The 18,840-nt window shown below is 40.1% G+C and carries 8 protein-coding genes; 6 read left to right on the plus strand and 2 right to left on the minus strand.

Annotation, left to right across the window (positions count from 1 at the left end):
* Positions 1-118 precede the first annotated feature (118 nt).
* A complete protein-coding gene (locus HMPREF9145_RS00870; protein ID WP_021824618.1) occupies positions 119-829 on the minus strand; it encodes a CPBP family intramembrane glutamic endopeptidase in 711 nt (236 codons plus the stop codon).
* A gap of 760 nt (positions 830-1,589) precedes the next feature.
* Here HMPREF9145_RS00870 and HMPREF9145_RS00875 point away from each other — a divergent pair.
* From HMPREF9145_RS00875 to HMPREF9145_RS00900, 6 genes are all read left to right on the plus strand, one after another.
* Positions 1,590-3,041, plus strand: a complete 1,452-nt coding sequence (locus HMPREF9145_RS00875) for a glycoside hydrolase family 125 protein (protein WP_036906159.1) — start codon at positions 1,590-1,592, stop codon at positions 3,039-3,041.
* 88 nt (positions 3,042-3,129) lie between these two features.
* Entirely contained in the window at positions 3,130-5,415 is a 2,286-nt protein-coding gene (locus HMPREF9145_RS00880) for a GH92 family glycosyl hydrolase (RefSeq protein WP_021824491.1), read from the plus strand.
* A gap of 194 nt (positions 5,416-5,609) precedes the next feature.
* Positions 5,610-8,795, plus strand: coding sequence for a SusC/RagA family TonB-linked outer membrane protein (locus HMPREF9145_RS00885; protein ID WP_021824733.1), 3,186 nt, complete (start codon positions 5,610-5,612; stop codon positions 8,793-8,795).
* A 27-nt stretch (positions 8,796-8,822) separates the two neighbouring features.
* Entirely contained in the window at positions 8,823-10,586 is a 1,764-nt protein-coding gene (locus HMPREF9145_RS00890; RefSeq protein ID WP_021824612.1) for a RagB/SusD family nutrient uptake outer membrane protein, read from the plus strand.
* A 684-nt stretch (positions 10,587-11,270) separates the two neighbouring features.
* Positions 11,271-13,541, plus strand: a complete 2,271-nt coding sequence (priA, locus tag HMPREF9145_RS00895; RefSeq protein WP_021824514.1) for a replication restart helicase PriA — start codon at positions 11,271-11,273, stop codon at positions 13,539-13,541.
* Between the two features lie 268 nt (positions 13,542-13,809).
* Positions 13,810-15,348, plus strand: a complete 1,539-nt coding sequence (locus HMPREF9145_RS00900) for an OmpP1/FadL family transporter (RefSeq protein ID WP_021824803.1) — start codon at positions 13,810-13,812, stop codon at positions 15,346-15,348.
* Between the two features lie 215 nt (positions 15,349-15,563).
* Here HMPREF9145_RS00900 and HMPREF9145_RS00905 read toward each other — a convergent pair whose 3' ends face one another.
* Positions 15,564-17,993: a DUF3943 domain-containing protein gene (locus HMPREF9145_RS00905; protein ID WP_021824538.1), complete on the minus strand. Its 2,430-nt coding sequence runs from the start codon at positions 17,991-17,993 to the stop codon at positions 15,564-15,566.
* Positions 17,994-18,840 lie beyond the last annotated feature (847 nt).

Below are 18,840 nucleotides of genomic sequence, written 5' to 3' on the forward strand. Positions count from 1 at the left end.
ATTTTCCAAATGGTTTGAAGCTTTCGCCGTACGCGGAAACATTTGTGAGAAGTTGGGCTGTGTGTTGCAGTTTGTCTCTGATTCCCTATAATTTTTCTTGCCTTATAATGGCATCCTTTTATTTGGTAGAAGACTTTTTATGGCATGGATAGTACCAAACAATGAACCATGAGGCGATGGAAAAGATTAGGAGAGAGAGCGTGAGATAATTATTGAGTATTCCATTGTTGTGTTTGAAAAGATTGAAAATGCCATGTAGGCAGGCACATAAGATGAGCGCGTGTGTGTCGTGTGCCACTTGGTCTAAGCCCCATGAAGCCAATAAAAGAATGGCAAAGAAGATGAGTCCATGCATACCTAATGGAAAATTGATATGCCAAATAAACCAGAATGTGGTGATAATTATGACTCGTTTTAATTGATTCAACTTCAAGAATTCACCAGTCAGATAGCCACGCCAGCCCACTTCTTCAAAGAAGGCATAAAGTGTGCAGCCCAAAAATAACAATGTTGTCCTGAGCCCATTCGCTCTATCGAAAATGAGAAATAAGGCTATGGGAAAGGTAAGACAAAAGACACTGCGTCGCCATGATTTCCCAGCGATGGTGCAAGTCCATTTCCTTTTGAAACAACAGGTCACGATAACTGCACCTAAGGCCGGGCCAATACCTTCACCGAGTTCTAACCATATCGCGTGTTTACTATATTTGACTATTGTGGGTAATATGCAAACGGAGACAATTCTGCAAGCAACAGCAACGAGATAGAAAATGAAAAGGGGTAAGTAGGCCTCTATCTTTATGGGTTTGTTTCTCTTTGTTGTATTCATATTCAATGGTATATGTTTTAAATTCGCTGTAAAGGTACGATTTATTTTCCTTTATGCAAGATGATTCATATATAGCTTTTCAAAATTTTCTCCTTTTATCAAAATATTAGATTCTGTTTGTAAGATTTTGACATAACAAGTAATTTTTATATATTTGCGAAATATTAAACATGGAGTAGTAATGATTTGTAAGCTAATAGAATACTGAATTTAGTATGAATTCCTCCATAAAAGATAGTAAATCCACGTTAAATAAAAAAATCTTGATACTTCGATATATAAGGTGATATAAGCTTCCTTATAGGTGAAGGTTTATCGCATATCTTACGAAAAGAACGCGGTCCATTTGCTTGCTTTAATCACCTAAAATCATTATTTGGGTGAGTCTTAGTCTGTTTGCGATGATGCCTGTGATTAATCTTATTTCTATCGGCAAGAAGCGGTGAAATAATGCTATTTTCCTGTTCTTGAGAAATGCCTGATTTGGTGTTGTGATTTGATTCTTTTTAGGGCGCAATTTGACTGAATTTGGTGAGTAAAATGAGGCGCTTTTTCTGCCAAACAGAAATAGAATGAGATGTTATTTAAGTTTTATGAACAAAAAATTTGGTGAAATCATTTCTTTAATTTACTTTTGTAAGCGTAATCGATTGTCTTATCTTGTTTGAGCTTTAATTTAATACTATAAAAAAGTTGGAATTATTTTATGGCATCTTTCATGGTGAGTGATTCTACGAGAAAATATCTAAGATTTTATACTATGAGATTATCAACATTTACTTTGGCTTGTCTTTTCATGTGCTCCACTGCGGGAGTGTCTGCTCAAGTGTCACAACGTTATACCGATAAGGTTGCAAGTGATGCCACAACTTTTGTGAGTAAGCGTCCGCCTATGGCCGAACGGCTTTTCAAGTCGAAAGCAATAGAGAAAGAAATTAAGCGCGTTAAAGCTATATTGAAGGGCAATCCACGACTTGCTTGGATGTTTGAAAACTGTTATCCGAATACACTTGAGACGACTGTTCATTATCGGGTGAAGGATGGAGACGACGATACATTTGTCTATACCGGTGATATTCCCGCCATGTGGCAACGCGATTCGGGAGCTCAGGTGTGGCCTTATGTGCGTTTGGTCAATGAAGATCCTCAACTGAAGAAAATGCTTCGGGGCGTTATTCTCAGGGAGTTTAAGAATACAAATATCGATAGATATGCCAATGCTTTCAATGATGGTCCAACGGGAGGTGAATGGCAAAGCGACAACACGGCTATGAAACCAGAAGTTCATGAGCGTAAATATGAGATAGACAGTGAATGTTATCCCATTCGATTGGCCTATGAATATTGGAAAGTTTCGGGTGATACTTCTATCTTTGGAGAGGCTTGGTTGCAAGCAATTGAAAACACTTTGCTCACTTTTCATGAGCAACAGCGCAAAGAAGGAATGGGACCTTATCATTTCCTTCGTGTGACAGACCGCGCTTATGATACTGTAGGCTGGGGTGGTTATGGGGCACCTGTGAAGCCATGTGGACTGATTGTGTCGACTTTCCGACCTTCGGATGATGCCACAATCTTCCAATTTCTCATCCCTTCTAATTTCATGGCAGTTTCCAGTTTGCATAAAGCTGCAGAGATTCTCAATGTGGTTAATCACAAGCCTGCCCTCGCTAAGCAATGCAATGACTTGGCCGATGAAGTGGAAGCTGCATTGAAAAAATATGCGGTTTATGACCATCCTAAATATGGAAAGATATATGCGCTTGAGGTAGATGGCTTTGGCAATCACCTACTTGCTGACGATGCAAACGTTCCTTCATTGCTGGGCATGGGCTATTTGGGTGATGTTTCGCTCGATGATCCTATCTATCAGAACACCTTACGCTTCGTTTGGAGTGAAGATAACCCCTGGTTCTTCCGCGGAAAAGCAGGAGAAGGTATTGGTGGTCCACATATTGGATATAATATGGCATGGCCAATGAGCATTATGATGAAGTTGTTTGTTTCAAAGGATGACCAGGAAATAGCCAAGTATATGAAGATGCTTATGCACACAGATGCCGGAACAGGTTTCATGCATGAAAGCTTTGATGTGAATGACCCAAATCATTACACGCGCCCATGGTTTGCATGGCAGAATGGACTTTTTGGCGAACTGGTGATAAAACTCATTGCCGATGGAAAGGCACCTTTATTAAACAGTTTGAAATAAAATGTGTGATGATAGCATAACATCGTTCTACAGAATGATAAGAACGATGTTGTGTTATTGATTAACTTCAATATTTAGACCTTAAACTATGAATAAACGATTTGGTTTTCTCCTTTTGCTGATAGCGTTGTTATATACTACTGGCATTAAGTCGGCTAACGAATCATGCGACTATGCTGCGTTTGTCAATCCCCTGGTGGGCGCGGAATCATCCTTTGAACTCTCTGCAGGCAACACCTATCCCGCTATTGCTTTGCCTTGGGGAATGAACTTTTGGACACCTCAAACAGGTAGAAATGGCGATGGTTGGCAGTATGTTTACACTGCACATAAAATCAGAGGACTGAAGCAAACCCATCAACCCAGCCCCTGGATAAACGATTATGGCATGTTTTCTCTTATGCCTGAGACTGGAAAACCTGTCTTTGATGAGGATAAACGAGCCTCATGGTTCTCGCATATGGCCGAAGATGTGAAACCCTATTATTATAAAGTGTATCTTGCCGACTATGATATCAGGGCCGAAATAGCACCAACACAGCGTGCGTGTATGATGCGTTTCACTTATCCTAAGACTGATAGTGCCAGCATAGTCATTGATGCTTTCGACGACAATTCAGAGGTTGTAGTACTTCCTGAGCTGAATATGGTGATGGGATATACAACGAAGAATAACGGCGGAGTACCCGAAAATTTCCGAAATTACTTTGTCATTCAGTTTTCTCATCCTATTGCTTACATGCTCAATCCTGAAGGAAAGGCAATAAAATTAACTGAGAAGGTGAAACGTGGGTGTATTGTTGGTTTCAAGATTTCACACAGAAATGAACAGGTAACAGCCCGCGTTGCATCTTCGTTTGTGAGCTATGACCAAGCCATGTTGAATCTCAAAGAACTCCAACAGGCTGGTGAGACCTTGGAAAATATAGCAGCTCATGGTCAAAAACAATGGAATGAGGTGCTTGGAAGAGTAGAAGTGAACGATGAAAACATAGACCATAAGCGCACTTTCTATTCGTGTTTATATCGTTGTTTGTTATTCCCACGCATGCTTTGGGAGCGAGATGTCAATGGCAATATCATTCATTATAGTCCTTATAATGGTAAAGTGTTGCCGGGATATATGTATACTGACACGGGCTTCTGGGACACCTTCCGAGCATTATTCCCTTTGTTAAACTTGCTTTATCCAGAAGTTAATCTCCAAATTCAACAAGGGCTTGCTAATGCCTATCGTGAATCGGGCTTCTTACCAGAGTGGCAATCGCCCGGTCATCGTGATTGTATGGTGGGCAACAACTCTGCTTCTGTGGTGGCAGATGCCTGGTTGTCGGGAGTGAAGACAAAAGATGCAGAGACACTTTGGGAAGCCGTTGTGCATGGAGCATCGGCAGTTCATCCGAAGATTAGTTCTTCAGGAAGAAAAGGTTTCGACTATTATAATCGCTTAGGCTATGTGCCTTACGATGTGAAAATCAACGAAAATGTGGCCCGTACGCTTGAATATGCCTATGATGATTGGTGTATTTATGAATTAGGTAAGGCCATTGGGAAGTCTAAAAAGCAATTAGCGCCGTTTAAGAAGCGTGCATTAAACTATCGTAATGTATTCGATTCATCGGTTAAAATGATGCGTGGAAGATTGAAAAACGGAGAGTTTCAGTCACCCTTCTCACCCTATAAGTGGGGTGATGCCTTTACCGAAGGCAACTCATGGCATTGGACTTGGTGCGTATTCCATGACCCCCAAGGGCTCATTAACCTCATGGGAGGCAACGAAGTGTTTAATCAGATGATGGATTCTGTATTTATTGTTCCGCCAATCTTTGACGATAGTTATTATGGATCAGTGATACATGAGATACGAGAAATGCAAGTTATGGACATGGGAAACTACGCGCATGGCAATCAACCGATTCAACACATGCCGTATTTATATGATTGGTCGGGCCAGCCTTGGAAGACTCAACTTCATGTTCGCAATATAATGGATCGACTTTATACGGCAAATCCTGATGGGTATTGTGGCGATGAAGACAATGGTCAAACGTCAGCTTGGTATGTATTCTCTGCGCTTGGATTCTATCCAGTGTGCCCAGGAAGTGGCGAATATGCCATCGGAACGCCCTATTTTAAGCAGGTAAAGCTGCATCTATACGATGGAAAGACCATATCAATTGATGCTCCTCAATGTTCTTCTGCGAATAAATATATCTCTTCGATGACGCTAAATGAAAAGCCATGGAACATGAATTATCTCAAACTCAATGAGTTAAAACAGGGCGCAAGCATCGTGTTCAATCTCTCGGCTCAGCCTAATCTCTCACGTGGAAATACGATAAATGCGGCTCCTTACTCTTTCTCAAGAGAATAGCCCCTCTTTTATTTATAAAAGAAATGATAGCCGTAGTCTTATTTTAACTATTAATCTGTTACGTAACCAATAAATCATATTTTATGATAAAAGCCTGAATCTATTGTAATTTCATTATAGTATATAATATCTATATTGGAGAAACATCATATAAATAATTTAATAATTTAACAATTTCTATTAACTTTTAATTTATGAGGAAAGTAAGAACTAAATTAGTTGCAGCCCTGTGTTTATATGCCGGGACTGCAGTTATTTGTCCTTTGTTAGCGAAAGCAAGTGCAAACAATGTTAATGTACAACAACAGGACAATGTTTGTAAAGGTTTAGTTGTAGACCAAAAGGGCGAACCAATTATTGGTGCATCAGTTGTAATAAAAGGAACGCCAAAGGGAACAGTTACAGATTTCGATGGCAAATTTAGTATTAGCAATGCTCCTAATGGTTGTACCATAGTTGTTTCTTATATTGGTTATTTGAACCAAGAAAAGAAATGGGATGGCAATGCAATAAAGATAGTCTTGAATGAAGACTCAAAAGCACTGGATGAAGTCGTTGTTGTAGGCTATGGAACTCAGAAAAAGGCAAATTTAACAGGTGCAGTTGCATCTGTCAATGGAGATGTTTTAGAAAACCGTCCCATAAGCAATATTGGACAAGGACTACAGGGTGTTGTTCCTAATCTTAATGTATCAATGAGTAGAGGTGGTGCACCGGGTGCTAGTTCGACTTTTAATGTCAGAGGTACGACATCTCTTAATGGTGGTGAGCCATTAGTCTTAGTTGATAATGTGCAAATGGATCCGAACTTAGTAAACCCTGATGATATCGAATCTATTTCTGTTTTGAAAGATGCTGCATCATCCGCCATTTATGGTGCTCGTGCAGCTTATGGTGTAATTTTAATCACTACAAAGAAAGGTAAGCTTAATTCTCGTCCAGTAGTTCAGTTCTCTGCATCTGGATATTGGCAGAAACCTGCTGTAGAAATGCATAATGTGAATTCTACAGATTACTTAAAAATGATAGACTTAGCTTATCAGAATAGCGGTGGAAGTGGTCACTACTTCAATCCTCTTGTATATACCTATACCGAGAAATATGCAAAGGGAGAATACGATAGCCCTGTATTCTTTGATAAGAGTTATAGTGCTTTTAAATATGGTTATTGCGGAAATACGGATTGGTGGAAAGAGTTATACAAGACATCCTTTTCACAAATTTACAATGCAAGCATCAGTGGAGGAAGTCAAAAGACACGATATTATGCTTCTTTAGGAGCAAACAAGCAAGGTGGTATATTGAAAGCAACAGACGAAAAATACAATAAATATAATGCAAACATCAATATTACATCAGAATTAACACCTTGGATGGAGGTCTCTGCTAAGATTTCACATACCTATACCACTGAAATGCATCCAACAGGTGGTACTACTGCAATGAATTCTACTGCGTATTCAGGACTATCTGCTTATAGTGGTATGATGAAATCAGATTTAAGTCCTCTGATGCCGGTAAAGCATCCTGATGGTCATTATGCAGGACAAGGTAACTTTACTAACCCTGTTGCAATCCAAGCTCAGGGTGGAAATGCACACTATAAACAAAATGATTTGTGGATGACCGCTGCGATAAAACTTATTCCTGTCAAAAGACTTATTATCAATGCAGACTATACTTGGAATTATTATGGCTTGTCTTCAACTCAACATGTGCGTAATTTTTATGATTATACTGCTGTTCCTGGTACAGAAAACTTTTATCCATGGACAAATCCAAGTAGTGTAACAAATGCGAATAGCGATGATTATTACTCTTCGTTTAATGCTTTTGCAGAGTATAGTTTGTCTTTAGCTAACAAGCTACATAATTTTAAGTTTATGATGGGTTATAATCAAGAAAAGAAACGAACTCAATATTATTATGCAGGCAGAAAGGATTTAATAGATTCTAATAATGCTGCTATTAATCAGGCAACAGGTGATATGAGCATTAATGGTAATATGGGACAATGGGCTGTTAATGGTCTTTTCGCACGTATAAACTATGATTTTCTTGGACGATATCTTCTTGAACTTAATGGTCGTTATGATGGTTCTTCAAAATTTAAAAAGGGGAATAGATACCAGTTCTTCCCATCTGTATCGGCTGCTTGGCGTTTATCTGAAGAAAGATTTTGGGAGAATATGAAGACGTGGTGTGATAATTTTAAGTTACGTGTGTCGTATGGTTCATTGGGAAATCAAGTTGTTGATGGTAACTTCCCTTATTTAGCAACTTATGGAATTAATAGTAAATATGCGGCTTTGTTAGGTGGAAAGCGTCCTGTTGCTATTACTGCACCTGGACTTGTAAGTCCATCGTTTACCTGGGAGACAGTTGATCAGGTAGACTTTGGTTTTGATGCAAATTTCCTTCGTAATCGTTTATATTTATCATTCGATTGGTATCGTCGTAATACAAAGGATATGCTTGTTGATGGAGAAGTACTTCCTGCTGTGTTAGGGGCAAAAGTTCCTCGTCAAAATGCGGCCGATTTGAAAACTGTAGGTTGGGAATTTACATTAGAATGGAATGACAAATTGGCTTGTGGTTTAACTTATCATGTAAAGGGAGTCCTTTCAGATTACCAATCAACTATAACCAAATTCAATAATCCAACAGGGCTTATTAGTCAATATTATGAAGGTCGTAAATTGAATGAAATATGGGGATTTGTTTCTAAAGGACTTTTCCAAACGGATCAAGAAGCTTCCTCTCATCCAAATCAGTCTTATCTTTATGGTGGTAAATGGGGCGCCGGAGATGTGTGTTTTGAAGATTTAAATGGTGATAAGAAAATAGATATAGGAGATAATACGCTAAAGAAACCTGGTGATAGGAAAATAATTGGTAACTCAACACCACGATATGCGTATGGTATTACTGCGGGATGTGAATATAAAGGGTTTGATTTCGAAATGTTTTGGCAAGGAATTGGAAAACGAGACTGGTTCCCTGGCTCTGGAAATTCTGCTTATTGGGGCTTCACAGACGAGTGGCAAACGCCATTAACAACATCACTCGATTACTGGACGCCAGAGAGAACAAATGCTTATTTCCCGAAATTAGGTTGGTCTAATAGAGGTAATCGTGTAGTAAGTTCTCGCTATTTACAGAATGCAAGCTATTGTCGTCTTAAGAATGTTACCTTAGGATATACTATTCCTAAGGCTATCTTGAACAAAATTAGAATATCACGTCTAAGGATTTATGTTACAGGTGAGAATCTTTTCACATTTACATCTCTTATAAAATCCTTTGATCCTGAGACCTTAAACAATATGACTTATCCAATTAATAAGAAGGTTGCGGTAGGATTAAACTTAACTTTCTAATGTTTTATCAATTAAAAATCTAAAATTATGAGATTTAGAAACTATATTGCATTATCGTTACTTGCTGGACTGACTGCGGCATGTGATTATACGGATTTATCGCCGAGAGATTCTTTTACAGACCAAACCTATTGGAATTCAACTAAAGATTTAAAGCTATATGCAAATGGGTTGTATGGTTTTTTGAGTAGTCCTTCGGCAACACTTGATAACGTTAGTGATAATTTTGTAACGTCTAATTATAGTCCTTACCTTTTTGATGAGATGACAGTTCCGACAGAAGCGTCTGCCGGGAATGGCTGGTACTGGAATGATGTCCGTGACTGTAATTATTTCTTAAAGCGCTACAAGAAAGTAGTTGGTAATCAAGATGAAATTAATAAATATGTAGCTGAAGTAAGATTCTTCCGGGGGCTACTCTATTTTAATAAGATTAAGATGTTTGGAGACGTACCTTATTATAGTCAAGATCTTCAAACCGATGATACCAATGAACTCTTTAAGCCACGTGATCCGCAAGATGTTGTACTACAGCATGTGATAGAAGATTTCTTATTTGCTATAAGATGGCTGCCTGAAAAGGCTTTATCAGAATCAGGACGCTTAAATAAAGAGGCTGCAAGAACGCAGTTAGCACGCATATATCTTTATTTTGGAACTTATAAAAAGTATCATAACCAAACGAGTACTGGTAATCTTTCGGCTGATGCTTTGTTAAAAGAAGCGGTTAATCAAACTGATACGCTTATGAATAGTGGAAGATTTGAAATCGTAAAAGGTTCTGATACGGGGTGCGATCAGATGCCTTTCCCTGGCTATCCACTTTATTATTCAAATCAATTTACCCAGGAAGACCTTTCAACAAACAAGGAATGTATTCTTGCACGATTCTATGAACCCTCTGTTTTGACACACGAACTTGGTCGTCAAGTGCAAAATGGTGGAATGGGATTATCAAAAGATTTCGTTGAATCTTTCCTAATGAAAGATGGTACACCTATTTATAACCATGGCTCAGGTTATTCTGGTGATGATAATATGGAAAACGAATTTAGAAATCGCGACCCTCGTCTTTACCAGATAGTCGACAATAACCATAAACCATATTATATCCGAAATGGAGAAAGAATCCTTAATGAAGCAGCAAATAGAGTTGGTTCTAGTAAGAGTGTTACAGGTTATGATTGCGTAAAATTCCATCATGCGAATACAACACAACAGGAAGCTCGCAATTCAACCTTTGATTGGTTTGTCTATCGTTACGCAGAAGTTTTACTCATTAATGCAGAAGCTAATGCCGAATTAAATACGTGTACACAAACAGTTTTAGACAGAACGATAAATAAATTGCGTGATCGCGTAGAAATGCCTCACCTAACAATCTCGCCGGTTACTGATGAAAAGCCAATTAATTATGGTTATACATTATCGAATTTACTATATGAAATTCGCCGTGAAAGACGTATAGAGTTAGTCGCAGAAGGCTTCCGCTTAGACGATCTAAAGCGTTGGAATGCGATGAAATTATTAGAAAACCCTAAAACAATGCTGGGAATTAAGATAACTCCACAATCAATCAGTGAGTTCCCTGCAGGCACATTTGATAGTAAAACAGGGCGTCCTACGATAAACTATGATGGCGCTACGTATCTCTATCAATATAAAGCTGCTAAGCAACTTAATGATGCTGGGCGAAAATGGAAGGCTAATGATCGACGTTTTCTGTATCCACTCCCGACACAGGAGTTAGTACTTAACAAGAAACTCGTACAAAACCCTGGTTGGAAATGATAACATTCCAATTGAACTAAATTAAGAAATAAGGAGAAGTGAGATGTTTCCCGAGTGATATATCTCACTCTTCTTTTGTTTAAAATCCTTGGAAAGATTGTTTTATTTGTTTGTTTGGTATCAATGAATATTATAATATTCTTTTATTGGAATCCTATAATCTTAATCTTCCGGAGTTCAAACAAATATTCTATTATATGGTAGTGGTAAGATAGGAAAAAGGTATTGAGCTTGTAATCGCTGTTCTTTTATCGTTAATTATTAAGGTACTCATGATTCTGGGATTCAATATTGTAACTGATTGATAATGAGAGAAGTTACAATCTATGTCTGTTGACGTTGTGATTTCAGGCTTTTTATGCTTCTGTTTGCATGAGATTGCAGCGTGATTTGGCATGTTTTGTTGAGCAATATCATATTATGGAGTTGGATTTTATCTTGGTTTTGTGGTGGAAAGAGGCACTTTGGGTCTCTATTTTTCCTATTTCAGAGAAAATCAAGGGCGTTTTTTTAAGAATACTTTTGACAATAAGGGGCTGAGAGGTTGCGTGAAAGCGTTCGCTTTATAGATTGCGCTGCCTGTGTTATGAGCACTTTTTGCCTTTGGAGTTAACTCCGTGAGGGTTTGCTTTTCCTTGGGTGTGTTATCAGATTCTCTATTATTTTATTTATCTTTGCAGGCGCATGAAATTCGTAGAAGTGGTTCTTCCGTTGCCCTTAGACGGGCTGTTCACCTATTCAGTTGCCGAGAAACAAGTGGCAAGTGTACAGGTGGGAGGTCGTGTGCTCGTGCCGTTAGGTAAATCAAAGCATTATATTGGCATCGTGATGCGCCTTGTTGAAGAGCCGCCGGCATTTGAAGTGAAGCCTATCATAGAGGTCGTTGATCAGCGTCCCATATTGCTTCCGCAGCAAATGAGGCTTTGGCAATGGATTTCAGACTATTATCTCTCGCCGTTGGGAGATATCTATAAGGCTGCATTGCCCTCGGGATTGAAGGCGGAAGAAGGCTATCGACCGAAGACAGAGACGTATATTACGCTGGGTTCTGCCTATCGTAATGAGCAGACTCTGCATGTTGCGTTGAATCTTTTGGCGCGTGCCACGAAACAACAAAAGGCTTTTGAGGGTTTTCTTGCACTCTCACATTGGGATACACTCCATGGCGATGCGCCTCAACAACAGCCGGTTGAGCTGACACGTGAAGAGTTGATGAATGCCACAAACACATCGTTGGCTGTCATCAAAGCATTGGTTGATCGCGGAATGCTTGTGCTTTATCAGAAGGAGGTGGGGCGTTTGAACACTTCAGAAGAGGCACATCCTGAGTTGATGAAGCCGTTGAACGAAGCTCAAACAGAAGCTTTTAACTCGATAAATGAACAGTTTGCTGAGAAAAATGTAGTGCTTTTGCATGGTGTAACATCAAGCGGTAAGACAGAAATCTATATTCATCTCATTCAGCAGGCACTCGATCGGGGCGAGCAAGTGCTTTATCTCTTGCCAGAAATTGCCTTGACTGTGCAGATAACGAGTCGGTTGAAGAAGGTTTTTGGAAATCGATTGGGCATCTATCATTCTAAATATAGCGATGCCGAGCGTGTGGAAATATGGAACAAACAGCTTTCCAATGCTCCCTATGATGTTGTGCTTGGGGCGCGTAGTGCTGTCTTTCTGCCCTTTCAGAAGCTTGGACTGGTTATCATAGATGAGGAACATGAGACGAGTTTTAAGCAGCAAGAGCCCTCTCCGCGCTATCATGCCAGAAGCTCAGCTGTCGTGTTAGCATCGCTCTATAAGGCTAAAACCTTGTTGGGAACTGCCACTCCTTCGATGGAAAGTTACTACAATGCACAGCAAGGAAAGTATGGACTCGTGACGCTTTCTAAACGCTTTAAGGGGATAGAACTGCCTCAGATTGATGTGGTAGATGTAAAGGATTTGCAGCACAGAAAAATGATGCAAGGTCTGTTTTCGCCGCGACTTTTGCAAGCGATTGGCAATGCTTTGCAAGACGGAAAGCAAGTAATTTTGTTTCAAAATCGGCGTGGTTTTGCACCAAGAATAGAGTGTACGGAGTGTGGTTGGGTGCCAAAGTGCACGAATTGTGATGTCACTTTGACGGTTCATAAGAATCTAAATCTACTCTCATGTCACTATTGTGGCTTCACATATAGTATGCCTACAAAATGCCCTCAGTGTGGAAGTGAGAAACTTGTCAGTAGGGGTTATGGCACGGAAAAGATTGAAAATCAGGTTCGAGAGCTCTTTCCTGAAGCGCGGGTGGCGCGTATGGATCTCGACACCACACACACTCGGAATGCTTATGAGCGTATCATTGCCGATTTTTCAGCAGGAAGAACGAACATACTTATAGGCACTCAGATGATTAGTAAAGGCCTTGATTTCGACAATGTTAGCGTTGTAGGGATACTCGATGCAGATGCAATGATGAACTATCCCGACTTTCGTGCCTATGAGCATGCATTCATGATGATGAGTCAAGTGAGTGGGCGTGCGGGCCGAAAGGGGCGACAAGGACTTGTGATTTTACAGACAAAGAGTGCTGAGTTGCCTATAATCAGGCAGGTTGTAGCGCATGATTTCAAATCGTTTTGTGCGGATTTACTTGATGAACGTGCCCTGTTTCATTACCCACCTTTCTTTCATTTGGTTTATGTTTACCTCAAACATAACAAAAATGAGATAGTAGAAACAGCAGCATTAGAAATGGGAAGTCGCCTGCGTCAATACTTCTCTGACCGTATACTTGGGCCAGATAAGCCTGCGATTGCACGCGTAAAGACGATGCATATCCGTAAGATTATCATTAAACTTGAGAATGGAATTGATCAAAAACGTGTGCGTGAAGTGCTTCGTTACGTTCAAAAGCAGATGATGCAAGACAAACGTTATGCTGCCTTACATATTTATTATGATGTTGATCCAGTGTAAAGGACCAGCATCTTTAATTTATTTTTTATTGTATAGAACCTGTTTTTTGCAAGAAATTTATATCAATTGATAGTAGATTTTCCGTAGAATAGTTATAATTTTCATTGCACAAAGTTTCGTGAAATGCGCAATTTTATTGCACAAAAAATAAGAAATGTGCAGAAAACTTGCCTTTTAATGTTAACACAAATTAAATATATCGGGAGATTTGTTGACATAAAGAACAATCTAAATACCTTTGCGACGAATTGCATTAAGGTTTATAAAGATGAATAAATTAAAATTTAGTTTTATCGCGCTTGCTATCTTTTCATCGCAAGCATCATGGGCAGGTGGACTGCTGACCAACACAAATCAGAATGTTGCTTTCAACAGAATGTTAAGTCGTGAGGCTTCTATTGGCATTGATGGAGTGTATTCTAATCCAGCTGGTGTAGCCTTTTTAAAAGATGGTTTGCATCTTTCTTTGAACTGGCAACTCGTGTTTCAGAGTCGTATTATCAATAATGAGTTCCCGCTTTATGCCTTGAATCAGAACAACAACTCTACTACTCGAGAATTCAAAGGAACAGCATTCGCCCCCGTATTACCATCAATTCAGGCCGCTTATAACTGGAAAAAGTTCTCTTTCCAAGCGATGTTTGGCATCACAGGTGGAGGCGGAAAGTGCACCTTCGACAATGGACTTGGCTCGTTTGAAAAGATAGTTGGTGAAACCGCTATGGGCGTAACAGGTTTAGCTCAGGCTTTAGATGGCGCCTCACATGGTGCACTTGGTCTCACTTCGCCAGCCATGTTTGGAAAGAAAGGCTATAGCTTCGACAGCTATATGCGTGGCCGTCAGTATTATTATAGCTTCTCTTTAGGTGCTGCTTACCGTGTATTGCCCGAGTTAAGTGCCTTTGCTGGAGTACGTGGAGTGTATGCTTTGAGCAACTATTATGGCTACGTTCGCAACATCAAAGTAGGCAATGTACCTCTTTATACCATGCTCGATGCAACGAAAACTGGCTCTGCTAACATTGAGTTAAACTGCGATCAATCTGGTGTTGGCTTTACTCCTGTGTTGGGAATTGACTATAAAACAGGTCGTTGGAACTTTGCAATGAAGTATGAATTCAAAACGCGTATGCGCCTAAAGAATGAGGCAGTGAATCAACTTCCAAGTATAGGTAACCTCCCACAAACCTTGGGTGTGATGTTCGTTCAAAAGGGAATGACTCCTGCTCAGGCTCAAGCCGTGCTCACAAATCCTGCTGTTTTAGGTGCAATGAAAGGCATAAAGGAACAATTCGACCAAAAGATTGATGAGGCAACTGGTGAGTTTGCCGATGGAAAGAAGGTCGCTGCAGACATCCCTGCCTATCTCGCTATTGGTGCAGGTTACTCTCCTGTTGATGCATTGCGCATCAATGCAGGCTTCCATTACTATTTCGACAAGCAGGCAACTGCCTATCAACACCGTGAGGATAAACTCAAACGCGGTACGATGGAATGGAATGCAGGCGTTGAATTTGATGCAACAAAGACCATTACTGTTAGTGCTGGCTGGCAGAACACAAGCTATGGATTGACCAAAGAATATATGGATGACAAGTCATTTGTGGCCAATTCAAACTCAGTTGGTGTGGGTGCATGCATTCATTTAAGTAAAAAGATTGACTTGAATGTGGCTTATTTCCACACTTTCTATAGCCATTTCAATGGTGATAAGACTGAAAATTTAAACGGAACGATACTTCCTTATAAGGCTGATTTCACACGAAACAACAACGTGTTTGGTGCTGGTGTCGACATCAACTTCTAAAGAAGATCGTGCTATCACCTGCAAAAGTGAAGCACAAACAAACTGAAAAGTTTTCTAATGAAAAGTCGTTCATAGAGGCAAACCCCTTTATGAACGACTTTTTTTATGTCCTTATGTCTTGCTGTTACATACACAAAGGCTATCAATCCATAAGAAATGAACTGTTAATGGCATTCTAAGACACTCGCAGGAAGCCTATCTTTAGTCTGTGTTTCTTAGAATCTATAGACCAAACCTGCCCTAAATTCAAACGTGCGTGTAGCCACATTGTCATGATAGGCATAGCGCGTTTTGCGCATATAGAAGTTACTTGACAGTTCCATTCCCCAGTTATGTTTCATCTGAATCAATAGAACGGGGTTGATAACCATTAGTTCTGCATTGCTCTTATCGCCCTGTGCATTTAGATAGAGCGGGTCTATTGTCGTGTAATTCTTATTTTCATAGCCCTTCCATGTATAGATTCTATAGTAGTCAAGGTTTAGACTTAGCCGACCAAGATAAGGAAAAGTCATCTCCGTTCGACTCTTAAAGCTATATCCCGAGCCCATATTATAGTCGCGATCTATAAAAGAATAATAGTCGCTTTTAGTCCCACCAAGGAGTATTAAGTCTACAAATACACTCTGTTCTAACTTGTTTTTATTGCCAATCTCAGGGAATCTCCAAATCATTCCCGGTCCAATTGCAGCAGCTTCTGATATGCGATAAGGAGTTTGAGAACTACCATCTTTCACGGGTTGTGAGTCATAATAGTTGAAGTGTTGAAAGATACCACAAAGTGTTTGGCCTTCTTTCCCATCATAAACCAGCTTGCTCCATAGTCTGCCTGTAAGGTGAAAACCATGCACAAAAGGTTGATTGCCTGTGAATCCCATTGCTATATTTGCAGTGAAGTAATCGTAAGGAGAGGATGTGTTTTGGTTAAAGGGATCACCATAACGTAGACTAAACGTCACGAATGGTTGGTGTTCACCGCGGAATATCGTACCATTGTCAGCCAGATATCGGTCACCTACACTCATCAAAAGCTCTACTGGAATCTCTGAAAAGTTATGATAGAGAAAGTTTTTATTGCGAGTTCGCCATGCATCTCCATTGAGAATACGTTTCAATCCCTGCATAGGATTGATGATGGTTGCAGCCATTTCGCGAAACAATCTATTTGTTCCGTGGGCGCGATCATTAAGGATGAGGGCTGAAACTCGATGGAAAACTTCTCCTATTGCAACGCCACCAAAGCTCGTAGCTAACATGTCGTTGAGGGCTGGAGGCTCTTTTTCTCCGAAGAATTCCCACATCATACTGCCCCCAATGGTAAAGGGAACGCTCTGCCAAAAGCTAAATCCATTGCTGCGAGCCGAGTTGAAATAGAGGTTGCCATGATAGGGATGAGCAAACAGATTCGTTTTGAAGTTATCGTTATCCCACACAAAAGCGTGTCTAAAATTATTCCATGTACTGCTCAAAGTGGTTTTGGCGAAGTCGCGACGCAAGACAAAGCGGTCAAAACAATGCACGAAAACATTGATTCCCACCACGCCCGCGAGTGCATTTCCCCAGCGTTGTTTCGTATAGTTATGGTCGTAAAAGCGAAACAAACTGTCACTCTTTGCCTGCTCAAGTAGGCGCATTTGGAAGTTATAGTCACGTATTTTCTCGTCAATCCACTTTGTTTCGGCCTCATGGTTACGATCATAATGTAAGGTAATTCCGGCCTCAATCATTGGTTTACTGCGGTAGTTTTCGTGCGAACCATAGTAGCGTGTGGTGCCATAACCAGTCGAAATATAAGCTCCTACCACGGAGTTGATTTGGTAATCCAAGTTGAGATGTGCTTGCAAAGAATAGAGATGACGCGGTCCTTCTATGGTCTTTTTCTTTGCAATCTCAATGAAATATAATCCCAAATCGCCACTCAACGTCCACTTAGATGACAGGGGGATATATTGTCCGAAACGATAAAATATGTCGCCAGAGAACTCTCTGTTGAAGCCCATATAATGCGTACCAAAGCCTAAAATGCGATAACTTGTCTTGTTCTTAAACCTTAATGCTGCGTTGATTTTCGATGAAGTACCACCAAAAAGCATGTAATCTACTCGTGTTTCGGGCGAGAGATTGATGAGTCCGTAGCGCCGCGTTTGCGCATCACGCGAATAGTTTAAGAAGCCAATCTGCACACCTTTCGGCCGATAAGCCGCTGCATTGATGAGACCAATCTGCGTTCCTCGTAGTGTGTCAGCATAGTTATAAGCTGCGATTTGCACTCCGCGTGTATCACCAGCGGTAATGTTTGATAATCCTGTTAGCTGCAAGCCGCCATTCATTCCCATTGCCGTATTGGTGAAAGCACTAAGTTGCAATCCACGAAGTGGTGTGAAAACGAGATTCGTAAAGCCTGCTATCTGAACACCTTTTAAGGCATGCGAGGCATTGGCAAGCCCTGAAATGAGTGCTCCATGAGCGTCATGTCGAATACCACCATAAAGCAATCCCACCTGCAAACCACGCAAACTGTCTACTTCACTAACGAGACCAACGTTCAAACGACTATTGAGTAATGAGTCATGATGATGGTTTAGACCAATTGCAATGTTTGTAATGCGCTTGGTTTTTGATGCTTGTTCTTGCGCATTTAGCATAGTGGAACACACTATCATCATGCAGGGAATCAGGCATTTTCTCATATTTATCCTTATGGTTGAATGGTGATGAATAAATCTTTTTACGTTTAGAGCGTCAAATTATCATTCTTTTTACGTCGTCATCCTCTTGTTACTCAGCGAAAATCACAAATTCTTCGTTCGTTGAATAGCGTTTTGTTTGTTGATTTATCGTTAGCCAAATGAATATATTTTGCATTAAATGGACGTAGAAAGTCTATGTGTTGCAAATTTAATCAATATTTCATTCTCTTGCAATTTTTTATATGTATTCTTATGGATTGGCCATGGTTATCGCGTCATGCCATGAGCGTTATGGTTGTTTTCAAATATGTTCATGATTTTATAAATAATAGATTACGCTTAGAAAGCGTAATACCGATGGCGTTGATGCATGTGTGTTGCAAACTAATGGGGTTTATGCCATGTTATAATCTGCCTCATTTTACGCTGCAATTTGCCTCATTTTACGCTGCAATCTGGCTCATTTCATGCTGCAATCTGGCTCATTTCATGCGGTGAAATGGTATGAATTGCGAGGTCATTTGCTTTAATTCATTTTGCATTGTTTTATTAACCGAGTCATCCTCTCTAATCAGCCCTCAAACAACCTGCGCCATTGTGAGGTTTAACTACTTGGCTCTCTTTTTATGGAACCATAGGTAGCTGTTTGTTGAGGCTGTGAAATGGGGAAGGCATGGGGTAGGGCGTAAGGTCTTGTTTCTGCTGCATTATTGCGTGGATTATATCACATTGAGCATCATATTTAATGCGCTGATAAGCAAAAAAAGAAAAAAACTTGTTGGGATGAGGCAAGGATATTCGT

It is taken from the genome of Segatella salivae F0493 (assembly GCF_000477535.1).
Taxonomy (GTDB): Bacteria; Bacteroidota; Bacteroidia; order Bacteroidales; family Bacteroidaceae; genus Prevotella; species Prevotella salivae.